This window comes from Neorhizobium sp. SOG26, assembly GCF_003491345.1.
GTDB lineage: Bacteria > Pseudomonadota > Alphaproteobacteria > Rhizobiales > Rhizobiaceae > Neorhizobium > Neorhizobium turbinariae.
Genome location: NZ_CP025513.1, coordinates 14,793 through 30,683, shown reverse-complemented (window position 1 = coordinate 30,683; position 15,891 = coordinate 14,793). Strand labels below are relative to the sequence as shown.

The window sequence follows — 15,891 nt, the reverse complement described above, 5'->3', positions numbered from 1 at the left end:
ATCTCTTTCGTGGTGGGCTTACGAGCCCCTGTCGTTCCGCCAATGGCATTTCGTCCGTCCGGGCGCGTCCGCCCGGACGGTGTTCAGACGTCTCAAGCCTGCAGCAGCGGCTTCACGCGGGTGGCGATGGACGCCACGGCTTCCTTGACCTCCTTGCGGCCAAGCACGGCAAGCTGCACTTCCTCAAGGAAGATCGACTGTGCACGTGCGGCTTCAGGGAAGGGCGGGAATGCGCCGCGGGCGTTCTTCAGCACAGCTGCCTCGACGGCGGCGACAGGGTTGCTCGACATCGCCGGGTCGGCATAGGTCGACACGCGAACCGGGCCGTTGCCGTTCTTCGCCATACCGAGCGTCGCGCTCTTGCTCGAGACCTCCTTGATAAACTTCCAGGAGAGGTCCTTGTCCTTGGAGTTCGCCGGGATCACCATGCCCCAGGCTTCGACGATCGAAGACATCGGCATCTTGCCCTTGAGGTCCGCTGAGATCGGGAACTCGATCGCCTTGATCTTGCCAGGGAACTTGCTCTGTTCCTTGTTGTTCAACTGCGCGAAGCGAGCAAACGGCAAGACCGTGAAGGCGGCGCGGCCCTGTTGCAGCCAGGTCACCTGGTCGTCGTTCTTGGTGGTCGCATAGCTGCGGGGAAGGGCGCCAGTCTCGAACATCTTGCGAAGGACAGAAAGGCCCTTCTCCATCGCCTCCGGGTTCGGCAGCAACTCGAACTTCGCGTTGATGAAATCACCACCGAAGGCGCGGGCGAACATGACCGGGAACACAGCAAGGTCGCTCGCCAGCACCATGCCCGCGACGGGCGTGCCAGCCTTTGAGGTGAAGGTCAGCTTCTGGGCCTGCTCAGCCAGTTCTTCCAACGTGGTTGGCGGGGCGCTGATACCCTGCTCTTCAAGTAATGCCTCGTTGTAGAACAGGCCCTGCGTGGCATGACGCACGGGGATGCCAATCAGCTTGCCATCGACCGTCATGCCCTGCACGAGACCTGGTGCGATGTCCTCAAAATCTTCGATCCCGTCCTTCTGCAGATACGCATCGAGCGGCTCGAACATGGCAGCGATCTGCTTCGTCGGGCGGTTGTCGACCATGTAGCCGACGTTGAAGTCGGTTGAACTGAGGCTCGCCTCGCGGAACAGTCGGTCCTGCAACGGGTTTGAATCAAACGTCGTCCAGGACACGTCAGCGTCGTTGGCAGACTTCCAGTCCTTCAGAAGGTCACCATCGCCTGTGCCGAGCACCGTCTGGTGCACTTTATGGCTCAGGACATTGAGCGTCTTGCCAGCCGCAAAGGACTGGCCTGCGGCGAGCGCTGCCGCGCCGCCCATGGCAGTTCCGAGAAAGCTGCGTCGCGTAAGGTTCAGTAGCTTGTCTGACATGTGTTTTCCTCCCTTTTCAGACATTTGTGGCATCACCCCTTGGTCGCGCCTGCCGTCAGGCCGGCGACGAGATAACGGTTCATGAAGATGACGAAGAGCAGCACGGGGATAAGCTGGACCGTCGAGGCTGCGAAAAGGACGCCCCAGTCCACCCCATCGATCGAGCCGATCATCTCGGAGATCACCAGCGGCGCAGTCTTTGCGTTGGTGCCGGTGAAGATGAAGGCGAACAGGAACTCGTTCCAGGCAAAGACAACAACGAAGACGGCAACGGCCAGGATGCCCGGTGCGGCGAGCGGCACGATGACCCGGCGCAAGATCGTCATGCGGCCGGCACCGTCGATCTGAGCTGCTTCGTCCAGTTCGCGCGGGATCTGGTCAATGAAGGTGCGCATCAGCACCGTGCCGAGCGACACGAAGAACGTCGCGTAGAGCACCATCAGCACGATATGGGTGTCGTTGAGGCCGATCGCGTTGATGATCGGGAAGAGCGGCAAGGTCACGACGATCGGCGGGATGAGGCGCACGATGATCAGGAACATCACGCTCGCGTTCAGCATTCGGCTGCTGTAGCGTGAGTAAACATAACCGGCGGCCGTGCTGGCAGTGATCGCAATGATGGTCGCCCCAGCGGTGATGATGGTGCTGTTCAACAACCCGCCGAAGAACACACCCCAGCCGTTCCAAAGCTGCACGTAGTGCTGCAGCGTGGGCGAGAAGACGAACTTCGGCGGCACCGCGAAGATATCCTGGCCCGGTTTCAGCGAAGACATTACGATGAAGCCGATCGGGAACAGCGACCATACCAGGATGGCGACGACAGCGATGGCTTTTCCGATACCGATGGCGAGCTTTTTAGTGCGCATTGCCGGCCACCTGCTTGCGGAGAAGGAAAACATAACCGGTTGCGAGAAGCAGCGACGCGAGCACCATGATCCAAGCGGTCGCGGCCGCGGTACCAAAGGCGTTGTAGCTGAAGGCTTCCTGGTAAAGGTAGACGGCCACCACCTCGGTCGAGCGGGCCGGCCCGCCCTGCGTCATCAGCCAGACTTCTGAGAAGATGCGGAAAGCAAAGATGTAACGGAACAGGAGAGCGACTACGATTGCTGGTCCAAGAAGCGGCATCGTCACCTTTTTGAACGCGTCAAACGGTGTCGCGCCATCAATGCGGGCCGCCTCATAGAGATCCTTGGGAATGGCCAGGCGCGCAGCGTAAAGGATGATGAAGGTGAAGGGCAGGTGGAGCCAAATGGTGAGCAAGCCGATCATGATCAGCGCGTGCGACGGCTCGAAAGACCAGTCTAGCATCGGCAGGCCAAGCCAAGACAGCATGGCTGTGACAGGGCCGACATCCGGGTCGAAGAGAAACCGCCACATGGCGACCGCAATCACTTCGCTCACCGCATAGGGTGCAAGTACCGCGACGAGCAGGACACGGCGGCCCGGCAGTCCGCTTGCAAACAGCAGCGCCATGCCGAGGCCCAGCGCCAGTTCGAGATGCACGGCGAAGATGACGATCATTACCGTGTTGCCAAGCGCCCGGAGGAAGGCCGGATCGCTGAGTACCTGGATATAGTTATCGAGGCCAACGAAGGTCGCCGATTGTCCGAAGCTCGAGGCATTGAGGCTAAGCCAGATAACGTACAGCGACGGTATGACGATGACACTGAGGATCAGTATCTGTACCGGCGCCAGAAACGGTATCGCTTCGGTGATCTTGTTCAAACGCAAACTACTTCCTCCCAGAAGGGCATTTCATGTGTCGCCACTAGGCTGGCTAGTGGATGCTGTTTTGCCGTTCTCCCGCGGCAGCCGATCCTTGTTCTGCAACGGCAGGCTCCTCGTCGCCTGCGCGCGCAATCCGGCGCGTGGAATCTCTCACTTGCAGCGTTGTGCTGAGGATGCTTGGCCTCGGCTGGGAGGCGTCGCCCTCCATGCGCAGTTGCAGCCGCTCCCACGCGAGGCGCGCTATGTCGTCAACCGGCTGCCGGATGGCGGTCAATGCCGTTTTACGCGCGCTCATCCAGGTATAATCGTCGAATGCGATGAGCGAGACCTGATCGGGGATGTCGATCCTTTGCCGCGCAAGTGCCGTCAGAACAGCAAGCGTCGTCACGTTGGTCAGCGCGAAGACGGCAGAGGGAAGCGGATGCCGCTCCAACCAATGCGCAAAGATGTCGGCCCCACGCTCGGCGTTGGATCCCAATGCGACAGCGACGGGCTCCTTGCCCGTCAGTTCCTGGACGATCGAGACCGCGCCGCGGACGCGCTCGCGGATCGGTGCGATGTCGAGATGCGAGGCGGCCAACGCGATGTCTGAATGGCCCATCTCCACAAGATATCGACCGGCAATCTGACCGGCTTCGAAATTGTCGATTGTCACGGTATCGGCGGTCGCAGCCTCGGGAACGACACGGTCGACAAGCACCGTCGGCAGCCGGGCCACTTCACGCGCCAGGATCGTCGGAACGGTGTCGGAACAGGGGACGGCTATGATGCCGGACGGACGCCAGCCGAGCAGGGTATGCAACCGGGACTCTTCCAACTGCCGGTCATCGCGTGAACTTGCGACGATGACGTCATAACCTTCCTCGAGCGCCATCAGTTCGATGCGGGAGATGAGGGAGGTGAAGAAGGTATCATCGAGATCTGGAACAAGAACGCCAACCACGCGCGCCTTGCCCGATTTCAGCTGGGAGGCGGCGCGGTCGATCTGGAAAGAGAGCTCTTTGGCAGCCCGTTCGACACGCATGCGCAGCTCGTCATTTACCGCTTTGCGCCCGGTAAACACATTGGAGACGGTGGCGATCGAAACTCCTGCCCGATCGGCAACATCCTTCAGCGTCGCCCTTCTTCGTGTCACCGCGTCCACCTGTTAAACGTTTTACAGTAAAACGTTTAACAGGTGGACGCGGTTATGCAAGCGGAATTTTCGACAGGGCACCAGCTTTAGTTTCTGCGACGTGAGACAGCCGCGCTGAAGCGCGCAACTCACGGTTAACTACAACTCCAAGGGAGATACCCGACAGTGGCGTTTAAACCTTCTGGTAATATTTGAGGCGCAAAAGCTGTTCCAGCAATTGTTGTCTCTGCAATTGTTGAAGCCGCATGATGCGTCTCTCACTGACCGCCTGTTTCCGCCGCGTCCCGAGAACCTCATGCGTATTGCCCTCATCGATGACAGCCATTCGGCACTCGTTGCCCTGCAAGGCCATCTGCGGTTGCTCGATGATGTTGATCTACACGCATACCAGTCCGGCTGGGACGCGCTGGTCGATGCGACCGCAATCGAATTCGATCTTGTCATCTGCGATTACCTGATGCCGGACCTGGACGGGATCAACGTCATCCGCCGTCTTCGGGAGATGCCGGCCTACGCAGCCGTGCCCCTAGTGATGATCACCGCCAACGGTCACGCCGATATCCACCGCCGCGCGATTGAAGCGGGTGTTACCGATTTCCTGCGCAAGCCGATTGATGCCATTGAGTTGCTCGCCCGCGTCCGGAACCTGCTTGCCTTGCGTCGCGCCCATCTGGAAATCTGCGAACGCGCCCAGATGCTCGATGGCGCCGTTTCGCTCGCCAACCTGGCGCTCGAGCAGCGGGAAGAGGAGATGCTCTGGCGCCTTGCGCGCGCGGTTGATGCCCGCGACGGCAAGACCGGCGAACATATGTCCCGCATGGCGATGATCTGTTTCCTGATCGCGCAGGAACTTGGCCTGCCGCCGGAGACTTGCCGCACGATCTACCTTGCGGCGCCGCTCCATGACGTCGGCAAGATTGGAATTCCCGATGCAATCCTGTCAAAGCCGGGCCGCCTGACGCAAGAAGAATACGCGCTGATGCAGCGCCACGTGGAGATCGGCGTCAAGATCCTGGAAAACGCCGACAATGAGCCACTGCGCACCGCGGAGATCATCGCGCGCGGTCACCACGAACGCTGGGATGGTTCCGGATATCCGGCCGGCCTGGCTGGCGTTGCCATTCCGCTCGAAGCGCGCATCGCCGCGGTCGCCGATGTCTTCGAGGCACTCTGTGCCGAGCGACCTTACAAACCCGCATGGCCACTGGAAGAGGCGAGGGACGAGATCCTTGCCGGCGCCGGAACGCTGTTCGACCCAAGCTGTGTTGCCGCTTTCCTTCGTTGTTGGTGTGCGATTGCGGAGCGTTTTTTGCCGGTTGCGGCGAGTTTCAACGGGCCAGCGCTTGGCAGCGCGGCCGCCTAGACCCATGAGAAGAGAAACAACCATGTCTTCTGCCCCTGCAGACCTTGATATTCCTCCACCGTTGACGATCCGCCAGGCGCCTGCCCTGAAGCAGATGATCCTGGAGGCACTGCAGCAGCATGCCTCGCTGTCGCTGCGGCTGCCAAAGGCCGTAAATGTCGACCTAAGCTTCGTGCAACTGGTTGAGGCAGCGCGGATTTACGCGGCCCGCAATGGTCGGACGCTGTCGCTTGCAGAACCGGCCGATGACGACCTGCTGGGCCTGGTGCAGGCGGCGGGTCTGGGTCCGGAGGCGCAAGCCTTCTGGCGATGCGAGGCGACCCAGCCATGAGCGCCCGTATCCTTGCGGTTGATGATTCCGCCAGCGTGCGGATGACGACGACCATTGCCCTGTCCAATGCCGGTTACCAGGTGACCGAGGCAGTCGATGGCCAGGACGGACTGAACAAGATCTGCAACGGCGCCTTCGACCTCGTGGTCACCGACCTCAACATGCCGAACATGAACGGACTGGAGATGATCGAGGCAGTGCGCAAGCTCCCGTCGCAGGCGGGCCTGCCGATGATCTTCCTGACCACTGAATCCGACGGCGCCTTGAAGGCGCGCGCCAAACAGGCCGGTGCCACCGGCTGGATGACCAAGCCCTTCGATCCGGAGCGGCTGGTGACAATCGTACGGAAGGTATTGGGCAAATGAGTACTCCTGATCCAGTCCAGGTCTTTCGTGTGGAAGCGGGGGAACTGCTCGAGCAGATCGAGAACGGCCTGCTCGACCTGTTGAACGACCTTGACGACAAGAACCTGATCAACGCGGTGTTCCGCGGCCTGCATACGCTCAAGGGTTCGGGCGCAATGTTCGGTTTTGATGCGCTTGCCGCCTTTACCCACCATTGCGAGACCGCCTTTGACCGTGTCCGCAAGGGCGAGGTCCCGGCCACCAATGCGCTGGTGTCGGCCGTCCTCGATGCCCGCGACCATATGCGGGCGCTGGTGGATGATCCATCCGGCAAGGACGACGTGACCGGCGAGCGTCTGCTGGCGCAGTTGAACGCGGCCGTTGATGGCGCTGGAGGCAACCAGCCGGATGGCGCAGCGTTATCGCTGGCGCAGTCACAAGCAACGCCGCCGGCAAAGCCGCGCGGTCCTGTCGAGACCACCTTCAAGCTGACCTTCCGGTTGCCGGCCAATGCCATGGTCAATGGCACCAACCCGGTCGGGTTGCTGAACGAGCTGCGCGAGCTTGGGCCTGCCGTCATTGCAGCCGACCTGTCGCTGGTGCCGCCGCTCGACCAGATCGAGGCCGACCAGCTTTACATCGGCTGGACGGTGGAACTGACGACAAGGCAAACACGTCAGGCGATCGATGACGTCTTCATCTTCGTACTCGACGAGATGGAACTGGAGGTCACCGAGGTTGCCAGGACCGTCGTTGCAGAGACCGCGGCTGATGCGGTTGAGGCTGCAGAGGTTGTCACATCCGCGACAACCGCCGGTGCCGCTCCTGCGGTCAAGCCCAACCCCAAGCACCAGCCTGATGAGGCCGAGGCGACACCTGTCGAGAAAGTATCACGCATCCACGACACCAAGCCGAGCGAGAATGTCCGGGTTCCGGCAGAACGTCTCGATGAGCTGATGGATCGTGTCGGTGAACTGGTGATCGCCCAGTCGCGGCTGTCGCAGCTTGCTTCATCCTCGGCCGACATCCCGCTTCGATCCGTGTCCGAAGACATCGAGCGGCTGTCGAACGAATTGCGCGACACGATGATGATGTTGCGCATGGTGCCGATCACCCAGCTGTTCGGCCGCTTCCGCCGCCTCATCCACGACCTGTCACGCGAGACCGGCAAGGTGATCGATCTCGTCACCGAAGGGGAAACCACGGAAGTCGACAAGACGGTGATCGAGCGGCTGGCCGATCCGCTCGTCCACCTGGTGCGCAACTCGGTTGATCACGGGCTGGAACGGCCGGAAGATCGTCGCGCGCTTGGCAAGCCGGAAGCCGGCCGCATCACGCTGTCAGCCCAGCAGGCGGGTGGCGAGGTGATCATCATGATCCGCGACGATGGCCGCGGCATCGATCGACAAAGGGTGCGGGCGAAGGGGGAATCCAGCGGCCTCATTCATCCCGGTGAAGCCTTGAGTGACCAGGAACTGCTGCAACTGATCTTCCAGCCCGGCTTCTCGACGGCGGCCAAGATCACCAACCTGTCCGGCCGCGGTGTCGGCATGGATGTGGTGAAGAAGTCGGTCGAGGCGCTGCGCGGCAGCATCGACGTGCAGAGCGAGGACGGCAAGGGTTCGACCATCGCGCTGCGCATTCCGCTCACACTGGCAATCATCGATGGCCTGCTGGTGCGGGTCGGCAGCGGCCGCTACGTCATTCCGCTGTCATCGGTCGAGGAATGTCTTGAACTTTCGCTCGACGAGGACCTGCGCTCGCGGGGCCGCAGCTTCATCTCGCTGCGCGACAGCCTGGTGCCTTTCATCCGCCTGCGGGAGATCTTTGACACCGGCACCCAGCCGGAGCTGCACCAGAAGGTGGTGGTGGTCTCCACCGGAGCAGAACGGGTCGGCCTGGTGGTCGACCAGATCATCGGCGACCACCAGACGGTGATCAAGTCGATGTCGCCGCTTCACCACGACATCGACAGCTTCTCGGGCGCCACGATCCTGGGCGACGGCAATCTCGCGCTCATCCTGGATGTCGTCCACCTCGTCACGCTTGGCCAACAGGAGGAGGCGCGTCTTCGCGCCGCAGTTTGATGCAAACGGTACAACAGCTTCCCATCGAGACGCCGTGGCAAAACCGCGAGCAACTCGAAGTCCTCACCTTCGACCTCAATGGCGAGATCTTTGCGCTCGAGGCCGCCGTGGTGAGCGAGATCCTCGACCTCGTGCCGGCCACCGTCGTGCCCGGTGCACCGGCCTTTGCCGGCCGCATCATCAACTTCCGCGGCCGGGTCATCCCGCTTGCCGATATCCGCCTGCCGTTCGGCATGGAGCCACGCGAGCCGACGATCGACAGCCGCATCGTCGTCATCGCGCTCACCCTCCATGGCGAGGAGGTGCTGGTCGGGCTGATGACCGACCGCGTCCACGAGGTGACCAACCTGATGCGGGCGGCCAGCGAGCCGCCGCCCAGCGTCGGCATGCGCTGGCGCCCCGACTACATCCACTGCCTCGTGAAGCGCAACGGTGAGTTCATCATCGTTCCCGACCTCCAGGCGATCTTCGCTTCAAACGATACCCGCAGCTGAGCCTGCCAAACACTTTCCAAACAAAGGATCCCAATCGTGCGTATGACGATCAAACTCAAACTCGCCGCATCATTCGCGGCCGTACTCCTCCTCCTCGTGGGGATCGCCTTCTACGGCATCCTCAGCCTCGGCAACCTGAACAACGCCTTCCAGGACATGCTTCAGGGACCCAACATGCGCTTGATGCTGGCCAAGGATATCAATGCTGACCAGGCTGAAGTGGTTCGGGCCCAGAAGAACGCGCTTCTCGCCGACGATCTTACGGCTGCGACGAACTACTATAAGTCTGGGGAAGAACGCTTCGCCAAGATGGAAGAGCGGATCAAGGAGGGTGTTGCAACCGCTCCGGAAGGCATCAAGCCGCAGTGGCAGAAGCTCCTGGATGTTGCCGGTACGTTCAAGCAACATTCGCAGGAAATGATTACTGCCCATACGCAGGGCAACAAGATGCGGGCGATCGAAATCTCTAATGGTCCGCTGCTCCAGCTCGGTCCGGAAATCCGTACTCTGATCGTTGAGATGCAGGAATTCGCCCAGAACAACGTCAATCTTGCGGTTGAGCAGGGCACGACCCAGTACAACGAAACCCGCACGCTTTTTATCTCTGCGGCCGCTATTGCGCTGGTCATTGCCATTGTCGCTGCGACCTGGCTGTCGATCTCGGTGAGCCGCGGTCTGGGTCAGGCTGTGTCTGCCGTGCGCCGTGTGGCCGAAGGCAATCTGACCGAAAGCGTCAAGATCACCACCCGTGACGAGATCGGCGAGCTATTGGGTCATGTCAACGAGATGATCGAGCGCCTGCGCGGTGTGGTCGGTGACGCACTGACCGCCTCTTCCAATGTCTCTGCAGGCAGCCAGCAGTTGTCGTCTGCTTCCGAACAGGTCAGCCAGGGTGCGACCGAACAGGCCTCTGCCGCCGAGGAAGCCTCCGCTTCGATGGAAGAGATGGCCGCCAACATCAAGCAGAATGCTGACAACGCCGCACAGACCGAGAAGATCGCCCGTGAATCGGCAAAGGATGCCGAGAATTCCGGCGATGCCGTTGGCCGTGCCGTTGAAGCCATGCGCATCATCGCTGACAAGATCTCGATCGTCCAGGAGATCGCCCGCCAGACCGACCTGCTCGCCCTCAATGCTGCTGTTGAAGCTGCACGTGCCGGTGAACACGGCAAGGGCTTTGCAGTCGTTGCTTCCGAAGTCCGCAAGCTTGCCGAACGCAGCCAGTCGGCTGCAGCCGAGATCAGCCAGATGTCCGGCGATACCGTCAAGGCGGCCGCAGATGCCGGCGACATGCTGAGCCGCCTCGTTCCTGATATCCGCAAGACGGCCGAACTTGTCTCCGAGATCTCGGCCGCCTGCCGCGAGCAGGACATCGGCGCCAGCCAGATCAACGAAGCCATCCAGCAGCTCGACAAGGTGACCCAGCAGAATGCCGGTGCATCCGAAGAGATGTCGGCAACCTCGGAAGAACTTGCAGCCCAGGCCGAAGAACTGCAGGCATCGATCTCCTTCTTCCGCATCAATGGCGGCCAGCAAACCAAGGCAGTTGCTGCCCCGCGTGCCAAGGCAGCCCGCGCGGCGCCAACCGCTGCACCGGTTCGCGCCGCCCCGCGTTCCCAGGCACCTGCCAGCACGGTTGCCGCCCAGCAGGCGCGCGCCAAGGGCTTTGCGCTTGATCTGTCCATGGGTGGACCCGATGGTGAAGATCGTGACTTCCGGGAGAGCGCATAAATGTCAGCGCTCACAGGTGAAGGTCAGTTCGTCACCTTCAGCCTCGACCGCCAGGTGTTTGCGGTGCCGGTCGGCGTGGTCAGGGAAATCCTTGACCACGACGAGCCGGCCCGGCTTCCCCAGGGTCCGAACTTCCTTCTCGGCTTGAAGGACGTGCGTGGCCAGGGGGTTCCGGTGATCGACCTGCGGCTGAAGCTCGGCATGGAACCGACAGTGAGGACGCAGGATACCCGCATCCTCGTGCTCGACGTGCCGCTCGGGGAGCGCTCGCTCCCCCTCGGCCTCGTCGCCGACAAGGTGTTCGAGGTCGCCACCTTCGATCTCTCCACCATCGGTCCACCGCCGGAAGTCGGCGTCAGCTGGCCGTCGGATTACATCGCCGGGGTGATCCTGAAAGAGCAGGGCTTCGTGGTGATCGTCGATCTCGCCCGGCTGTTCACGCAGGTCGAACGCGACGCGGTCATCACATCACCCATCGACCTCGTCGCTTGAGAGAACAGTCATGCCCGGAACCGCCCACACGTTCGAACCAGAAGCCCTGGACCTCGCCACCTTCAACCGTATGGCGGAGTTCATCTATCGTTACAGCGGCATCAAGATGCCGTCGAACAAGATCACCATGCTCGAGGGGCGCCTGCGTCGGCGCCTCCGGGCTACGGGGATGAAAAGCTTCCGGGACTACTGCGACTACCTTTTCGGCGAGGGGGCGGAACGCGAGCACGTCTATTTCATCGACGCGGTCACAACCAACAAGACCGACTTCTTCCGCGAACCAAGGCATTTCGAGGTGATGCAGAATGACGTCATCCCGAATCTGGTAGCCCAAGGCTATAGCAACCTGAGGATCTGGAGCTCCGCCTGCTCATCAGGGGCGGAGCCCTATACGATCGCCATGCTGCTTGAAGAGGCAGTCGCGGCGCGCCAGGTGGATAACTACACGATTCTCGCGACGGATCTCAGCACCGAGATCCTTCAACAGGCGCAGCGCGCCGTTTACGACGCGCCCTTCCTCGCACCCGTGCCGCCCCATCTTGCTGCGAAATATGTGATGCAGCCCCTGGATCGGCACCGTATCGATCGGCGGATCAGCCCGAAGCTGCGCAGTCGCGTCGGGTTTGGCCGGCTGAACTTGATGGATCATGCCTATGCAGTGGGCGATCCCATGCACATGATCTTCTGTCGCAACGTGCTGATCTACTTCGACAAGCCGACGCAACAGGCAGTTCTATCCCGCCTGTGCGACTGTCTCCTGACGGGAGGCTACCTGTTCATCGGGCACTCGGAATCGATCGCCGGAATGAACCTGCCTGTTCGGCAGGTCGCCAACACCGTCTTCGTGAAGACCTGACTGCCCACCGGTTTCACGGGCAAACCCACGGCCCCGCTTGACGTAAGCGGAGCAAGCCGGATAGGTCCGGTTCAAGTTCCACGGATCGAGGATTGTTCATGCAGTACCCTTTCGCCGGCATGCTGATCCACAAGCTGATCCGGCTCGGCGACGAGATCGAAGCGCAGTTCGCGCTCCGGCTTACACCCTTTGGCATTACTCTGCCCATGTATCGCGTGCTGGTCATCCTGGTCAGGAATCCCGGACCGCACACGTTGAACACCATTTCGAGATCGCTTGAGGTCGATCCGTCGACGCTGTCGCGACAAATCACCACGATGACGCGGTTGGACCTTGTGACACGTGAACGGACTTCCGAGAACGGCCGCATTGTGCAGATCGACATTACGCCGCGCGGGCGTGAGGTCGCCGCACAGCTGATCCCGTTTGCCGAGCAGTTCGACGCCATGTCGAAGCGCGACCTGAGTGACAAACAGATCCAGGAACTCGACAAGATCCTGCAGACGGTGGCGCAGAATTTGTCGGACATGCCGCCGGCCGGCTGAGCCGGCCCGTCTTATCTCCGTACACCACCAGCGCTAAGCTGGGGTGAACCCGCTGTTCACCTCGTGGTTACCAAGCCTTGAACACGCCTCAGGGCCACCTATTTAGTTAGCACACTAATAGTAGGTGAGCCATGAAAAATGACGCCATCAGCTCGGAACTGCTGGAATCGCTGAACAAGGCGAGCCGCAAGATCCGCACCGCCTTCAACCAGGGTGTGACAGCTCACGGCTTGACCTATCCGCGTGCCCGCACCCTGCTGCGGCTGGCAAAGAAACAGAACGTGACGCAGACGGAACTCGCCTGTGAGCTGGAGCTCGAGCAGGCGACGATCGTGCGCCTGCTCGACCGGATGGAAGAGAACGGCCTGATCGAGCGGCGTGCGGACCCGAACGACCGGCGCGTAAAGCTGATTGCCTTCACCGAGCACGGCAAGGAGCAGGCCGAGCTTGTGAAATCGATCGGTTTGCAACTGCGCATGCATCTGTTCTCCGACATCGACACCCAGGAACTGCAGTCGGCGATCGATCTTCTGGAGAAGGTCTCGGCACGTCTGGGAGATTGGAGCGGCGACAGTGTCACCAAATGAAGCTGCTCTGAGAGAACCGGTAAGCTGGAGCGAGCGGAAGGAGATTTCCCCGCCACCCGCACTCGAGGAGGTGCGCGAGCCGGCGATTGCTCCTCCACCTCCGGCACCCGCAGCACCGCCTGCATTTGTGCCGAAGTCTGCGATGCTGACGCTTGTCTACATCATGACTGGTGTGCTCCTGGCGCTGACGCAGGGGCTCGGCCTCAGCTTCATCTCCACGAACCTGCAGCAGATTGCCGGTCCGATGGACCTGACGCAGACGGAAGCGACCTGGCTGATGGCAGCCTACCTGTTTCCGAACGCCAGCCTGACGCTGCTGCTGTTCAAGGTTCGCGCCCAATATGGGCTGCGCAACTTCGCCGAAGCGGCAATTGCCGTTTACGTCCTGGTCTGTGTCGGGCACTTGTGGGTGGGCGACTTCAACAGCAACCTCGCAATGCGTTTTGTTGCAGGTGCCGCGGCAGCGCCTATCTCGTCGCTCGCCTTCCTTTATATCCTGGAGCCAATTCCGCCTCAGAAGAAATTGAATGTCGGGCTTTGCATCGCCTTGACGGCACTTGCCCTGCCCACGCCGGTCACAGGCCTGATCTCGCCCTCGCTTCTTGATCTGGGAGACTACCACGCCCTCTACCTCGTCGAGATGGGTGTGGCGATGATTTCCCTGGCGCTGGTTTATCTGCTGCCGTTGAACTCGGTGCCTCGGGCGAAAGTTATCAGCGGCCTCGATATCGTGAGCTACCTGTTCCTCGCCGTTGGCCTCGGGTCCTTCGCGGTCGCTTTGACGGTCGGGCGGATCTACTGGTGGAGGAATGCCGATTGGCTTGCCTGGCTGATCATCACCGGCATCGTCTCCTCGCTGATCTTCGCGGTCATCGAGCTCAATCGGAAGACACATCTGGTTGACATCCGGTGGGTAACGTCGCGAGAAATTCTTCATTTCACCGGTGCGCTCCTAGTGTTTCGGGTGGCACTTTCTGAGCAATCGAGCGGTGCGGTCGCGTTCCTGCGTAATCTCGGGATGCTCAACGAACAGATCGCGGGCCTTTATTGGGTCATGATCATTGGCGCTGTGATTTCCGGCGCTCTTTGCGCCCTGATCATGAAGCCCGGCCGAGAGCCGATGATCCATGCCGTCGCGCTGCTTCTGCTTGCGGTTGGCGCCTACATGGACAGCCAATCAACGATCCTGACGCGTCCGGAACAGATGTATGCGAGCCAGTTGCTTGTTAGCTTCGCGAGCGGCCTTTTCCTGCCGCCGGCCCTTGCCATCGGCATGGGAGCGGCACTGAAGCGCGGACCGAGCTACATCCTCTCCTTCCTCATCGTCTTTCTGGTGACGCAGAAGGTCGGCGGTTACCTCGGCAGCGCGCTCTACGGCACGTTCGTCACATGGCGCGAGCAGTTCCATTCGGTGCGGCTTGTGTCTGATCTCGCCTCGACCGATCCGCAGGTTGCGCAGCGGCTGAGGCAGCTCGGAGGCGCCTACGCACGGGTACTGACCGATCCAACGCAACAGACAACGCAGGGAGCCGCGCTCCTTGCCCGCCAGGTGCAACAGCAGGCTTACGCCCTGGCGTATAACGACTCGTTCCTGCTGACGACCTACCTGGCGCTCGTCGCACTGGCGTGCCTGTTGATCCACGTGGCTTGGCGCCACCGTGTCCGCTTTACACTGTTCAGGCAAGCCGCCGAGGCAGCCTGATCTCATATCCATTATTTGAGCAGAACAAAAAGATGTCGAACATTTTCAGATCCATAGCGACATATGTCGCCCTTCTCGTCGGCGCCGCCGGTGTCGTCCTCGTGCTCTACACCTGGAACCTGCCGCCGTTCCACGGCTCGATCGAAACCACCAATGATGCCTATGTGCGGGGCCAGGTGACGCTGCTCAGCCCGCAACTTGCGGGATACCTGACGGATGTTCCGGTTCAGGACTATCAGAAGGTCCACAAGGGAGACCTCATCGCCAAGATCGATGACCGGATCTACGCGCAGCGGCTCGAGCAAGCCCGGGCAACGCTCGCCTCGGCAGAAGCGGCCTTGGCCAATTCCGAGCAAACGCGCCGGTCCGATGAAGCCAAGATCGAGTCGGCGAAGGCAGCCCGCGAAAGTGCCCAGGCCACGCTGACGGCAGCAAAGGCCTCCTACAGGCGCACAGAGACACTGCTGGAGAAGAACATTGCTTCCGAAAGCGAGGCGGAGAAAAACCGTGCAGCGTTGGATCAGGCGACGGCCGCCGTCCATCAGGCGGAGGCGGCGCTGAAGGTGGCGGAGCAGGATCTCAATACCACGATCGTCAGCCGCCGCACGCTTGAGGCCAATGTCGAAAGCGCCATGGCCGCTGTCAAACTGGCGGAGATTGATCTCGCCAACACCCGCATCGTTGCGCCGCAGGACGGGACGCTGGGTGAGGTGACTGCCCGGCTTGGTCAGTATGTTTCCGTGGGAACGCAGATCGCCTCGGTCGTGCCGGAAAACGTCTGGGTTGTCGCGAACTTCAAGGAAACCCAGCTACGGGACATGAGGCCGGGGCAGCAGGTCAAATTCACGGTCGATGCGCTCGGCGATCAGCCGTTTACCGGCACGATCGAACGATTCGCGCCAGCGACGGGCTCGGAATTTTCTGTCATCAAGGCCGACAATGCCACGGGCAACTTCACGAAGATTGCGCAGCGAATCCCGGTGCGGATCTCCATCCAGCCGGAACAACCGTTGATGGACAGGCTCGTGCCCGGAATGTCGGTTGTTGCGAATGTCGACGTGGCGCAGCGAGGAGACCAGCGGGTGGCGTTAGGCCACCCCTGAGTCATCCGAAA

Annotated in this window: 16 protein-coding genes; 12 read left to right on the top strand and 4 right to left on the bottom strand. The window is 61.1% G+C overall.

Going from position 1 to position 15,891, the window contains the following annotated elements:
* Positions 1-92: 92 nt before the first annotated feature.
* The 4 genes from CYG48_RS16765 to CYG48_RS16750 are packed head-to-tail and all read right to left on the bottom strand — an operon-like array spanning position 93 to position 4,245.
* Positions 93-1,382 carry an ABC transporter substrate-binding protein gene (locus CYG48_RS16765; RefSeq protein ID WP_118851746.1) on the bottom strand — a complete coding sequence of 430 codons (1,290 nt, stop codon included), beginning with the start codon at positions 1,380-1,382 and terminating at the stop codon, positions 93-95.
* Positions 1,383-1,414: 32 nt separating this feature from the next.
* Positions 1,415-2,248 (bottom strand): carbohydrate ABC transporter permease, encoded by an 834-nt coding sequence (locus tag CYG48_RS16760; protein ID WP_118851745.1) that lies wholly within the window; start codon positions 2,246-2,248, stop codon positions 1,415-1,417.
* Positions 2,238-3,107, bottom strand: coding sequence for a carbohydrate ABC transporter permease (locus CYG48_RS16755; protein WP_245450573.1), 870 nt, complete (start codon positions 3,105-3,107; stop codon positions 2,238-2,240). Before CYG48_RS16755 ends, CYG48_RS16760 begins: the two co-directional genes overlap by 11 nt.
* Positions 3,108-3,159: 52 nt before the next feature.
* Complete coding sequence (locus CYG48_RS16750; protein ID WP_199925329.1) at positions 3,160-4,245, bottom strand: LacI family DNA-binding transcriptional regulator; 1,086 nt, start codon at positions 4,243-4,245, stop codon at positions 3,160-3,162.
* 295 nt (positions 4,246-4,540) lie between these two features.
* On the opposite strand from CYG48_RS16750, the gene CYG48_RS16745 reads away from it, so the two are divergent.
* The 12 genes from CYG48_RS16745 (at position 4,541) to CYG48_RS16690 (ending at position 15,880) form a co-directional block, all read left to right on the top strand.
* Positions 4,541-5,608, top strand: coding sequence for an HD-GYP domain-containing protein (locus tag CYG48_RS16745; protein WP_118852807.1), 1,068 nt, complete (start codon positions 4,541-4,543; stop codon positions 5,606-5,608).
* Positions 5,609-5,630: 22 nt separating this feature from the next.
* The gene (locus tag CYG48_RS16740) at positions 5,631-5,939 is read left to right on the top strand and encodes an STAS domain-containing protein (RefSeq protein WP_199925328.1); all 309 of its coding nucleotides are present in this window, start codon (positions 5,631-5,633) and stop codon (positions 5,937-5,939) included.
* Positions 5,936-6,304, top strand: coding sequence for a response regulator (locus CYG48_RS16735; RefSeq protein ID WP_118851741.1), 369 nt, complete (start codon positions 5,936-5,938; stop codon positions 6,302-6,304). The genes CYG48_RS16740 and CYG48_RS16735 overlap by 4 nt, the downstream gene beginning before the upstream one ends.
* The gene (locus CYG48_RS16730) at positions 6,301-8,370 is read left to right on the top strand and encodes a chemotaxis protein CheA (protein WP_118851740.1); all 2,070 of its coding nucleotides are present in this window, start codon (positions 6,301-6,303) and stop codon (positions 8,368-8,370) included. The genes CYG48_RS16735 and CYG48_RS16730 overlap by 4 nt, the downstream gene beginning before the upstream one ends.
* Positions 8,370-8,864, top strand: coding sequence for a chemotaxis protein CheW (locus CYG48_RS16725; RefSeq protein ID WP_118851739.1), 495 nt, complete (start codon positions 8,370-8,372; stop codon positions 8,862-8,864). The genes CYG48_RS16730 and CYG48_RS16725 overlap by 1 nt, the downstream gene beginning before the upstream one ends.
* Before the next feature lie 36 nt (positions 8,865-8,900).
* Positions 8,901-10,595, top strand: coding sequence for a methyl-accepting chemotaxis protein (locus CYG48_RS16720; protein ID WP_118851738.1), 1,695 nt, complete (start codon positions 8,901-8,903; stop codon positions 10,593-10,595).
* Positions 10,596-11,087 (top strand): chemotaxis protein CheW, encoded by a 492-nt coding sequence (locus CYG48_RS16715; RefSeq protein WP_118851737.1) that lies wholly within the window; start codon positions 10,596-10,598, stop codon positions 11,085-11,087.
* A gap of 10 nt (positions 11,088-11,097) precedes the next feature.
* Positions 11,098-11,943, top strand: a complete 846-nt coding sequence (locus CYG48_RS16710; RefSeq protein ID WP_118851736.1) for a CheR family methyltransferase — start codon at positions 11,098-11,100, stop codon at positions 11,941-11,943.
* Between the two features lie 98 nt (positions 11,944-12,041).
* On the top strand, positions 12,042-12,488 hold the full coding sequence (locus CYG48_RS16705; RefSeq protein WP_118851735.1) for a MarR family winged helix-turn-helix transcriptional regulator: 447 nt from the start codon (positions 12,042-12,044) through the stop codon (positions 12,486-12,488).
* A gap of 131 nt (positions 12,489-12,619) precedes the next feature.
* Positions 12,620-13,075, top strand: coding sequence for a MarR family winged helix-turn-helix transcriptional regulator (locus tag CYG48_RS16700; protein ID WP_118851734.1), 456 nt, complete (start codon positions 12,620-12,622; stop codon positions 13,073-13,075).
* Positions 13,076-13,217: 142 nt separating this feature from the next.
* A complete protein-coding gene (locus tag CYG48_RS16695) occupies positions 13,218-14,777 on the top strand; it encodes an MFS transporter (protein ID WP_118851733.1) in 1,560 nt (519 codons plus the stop codon).
* A gap of 32 nt (positions 14,778-14,809) precedes the next feature.
* Entirely contained in the window at positions 14,810-15,880 is a 1,071-nt protein-coding gene (locus tag CYG48_RS16690) for an HlyD family secretion protein (RefSeq protein ID WP_118851732.1), read from the top strand.
* Positions 15,881-15,891: the final 11 nt, after the last annotated feature.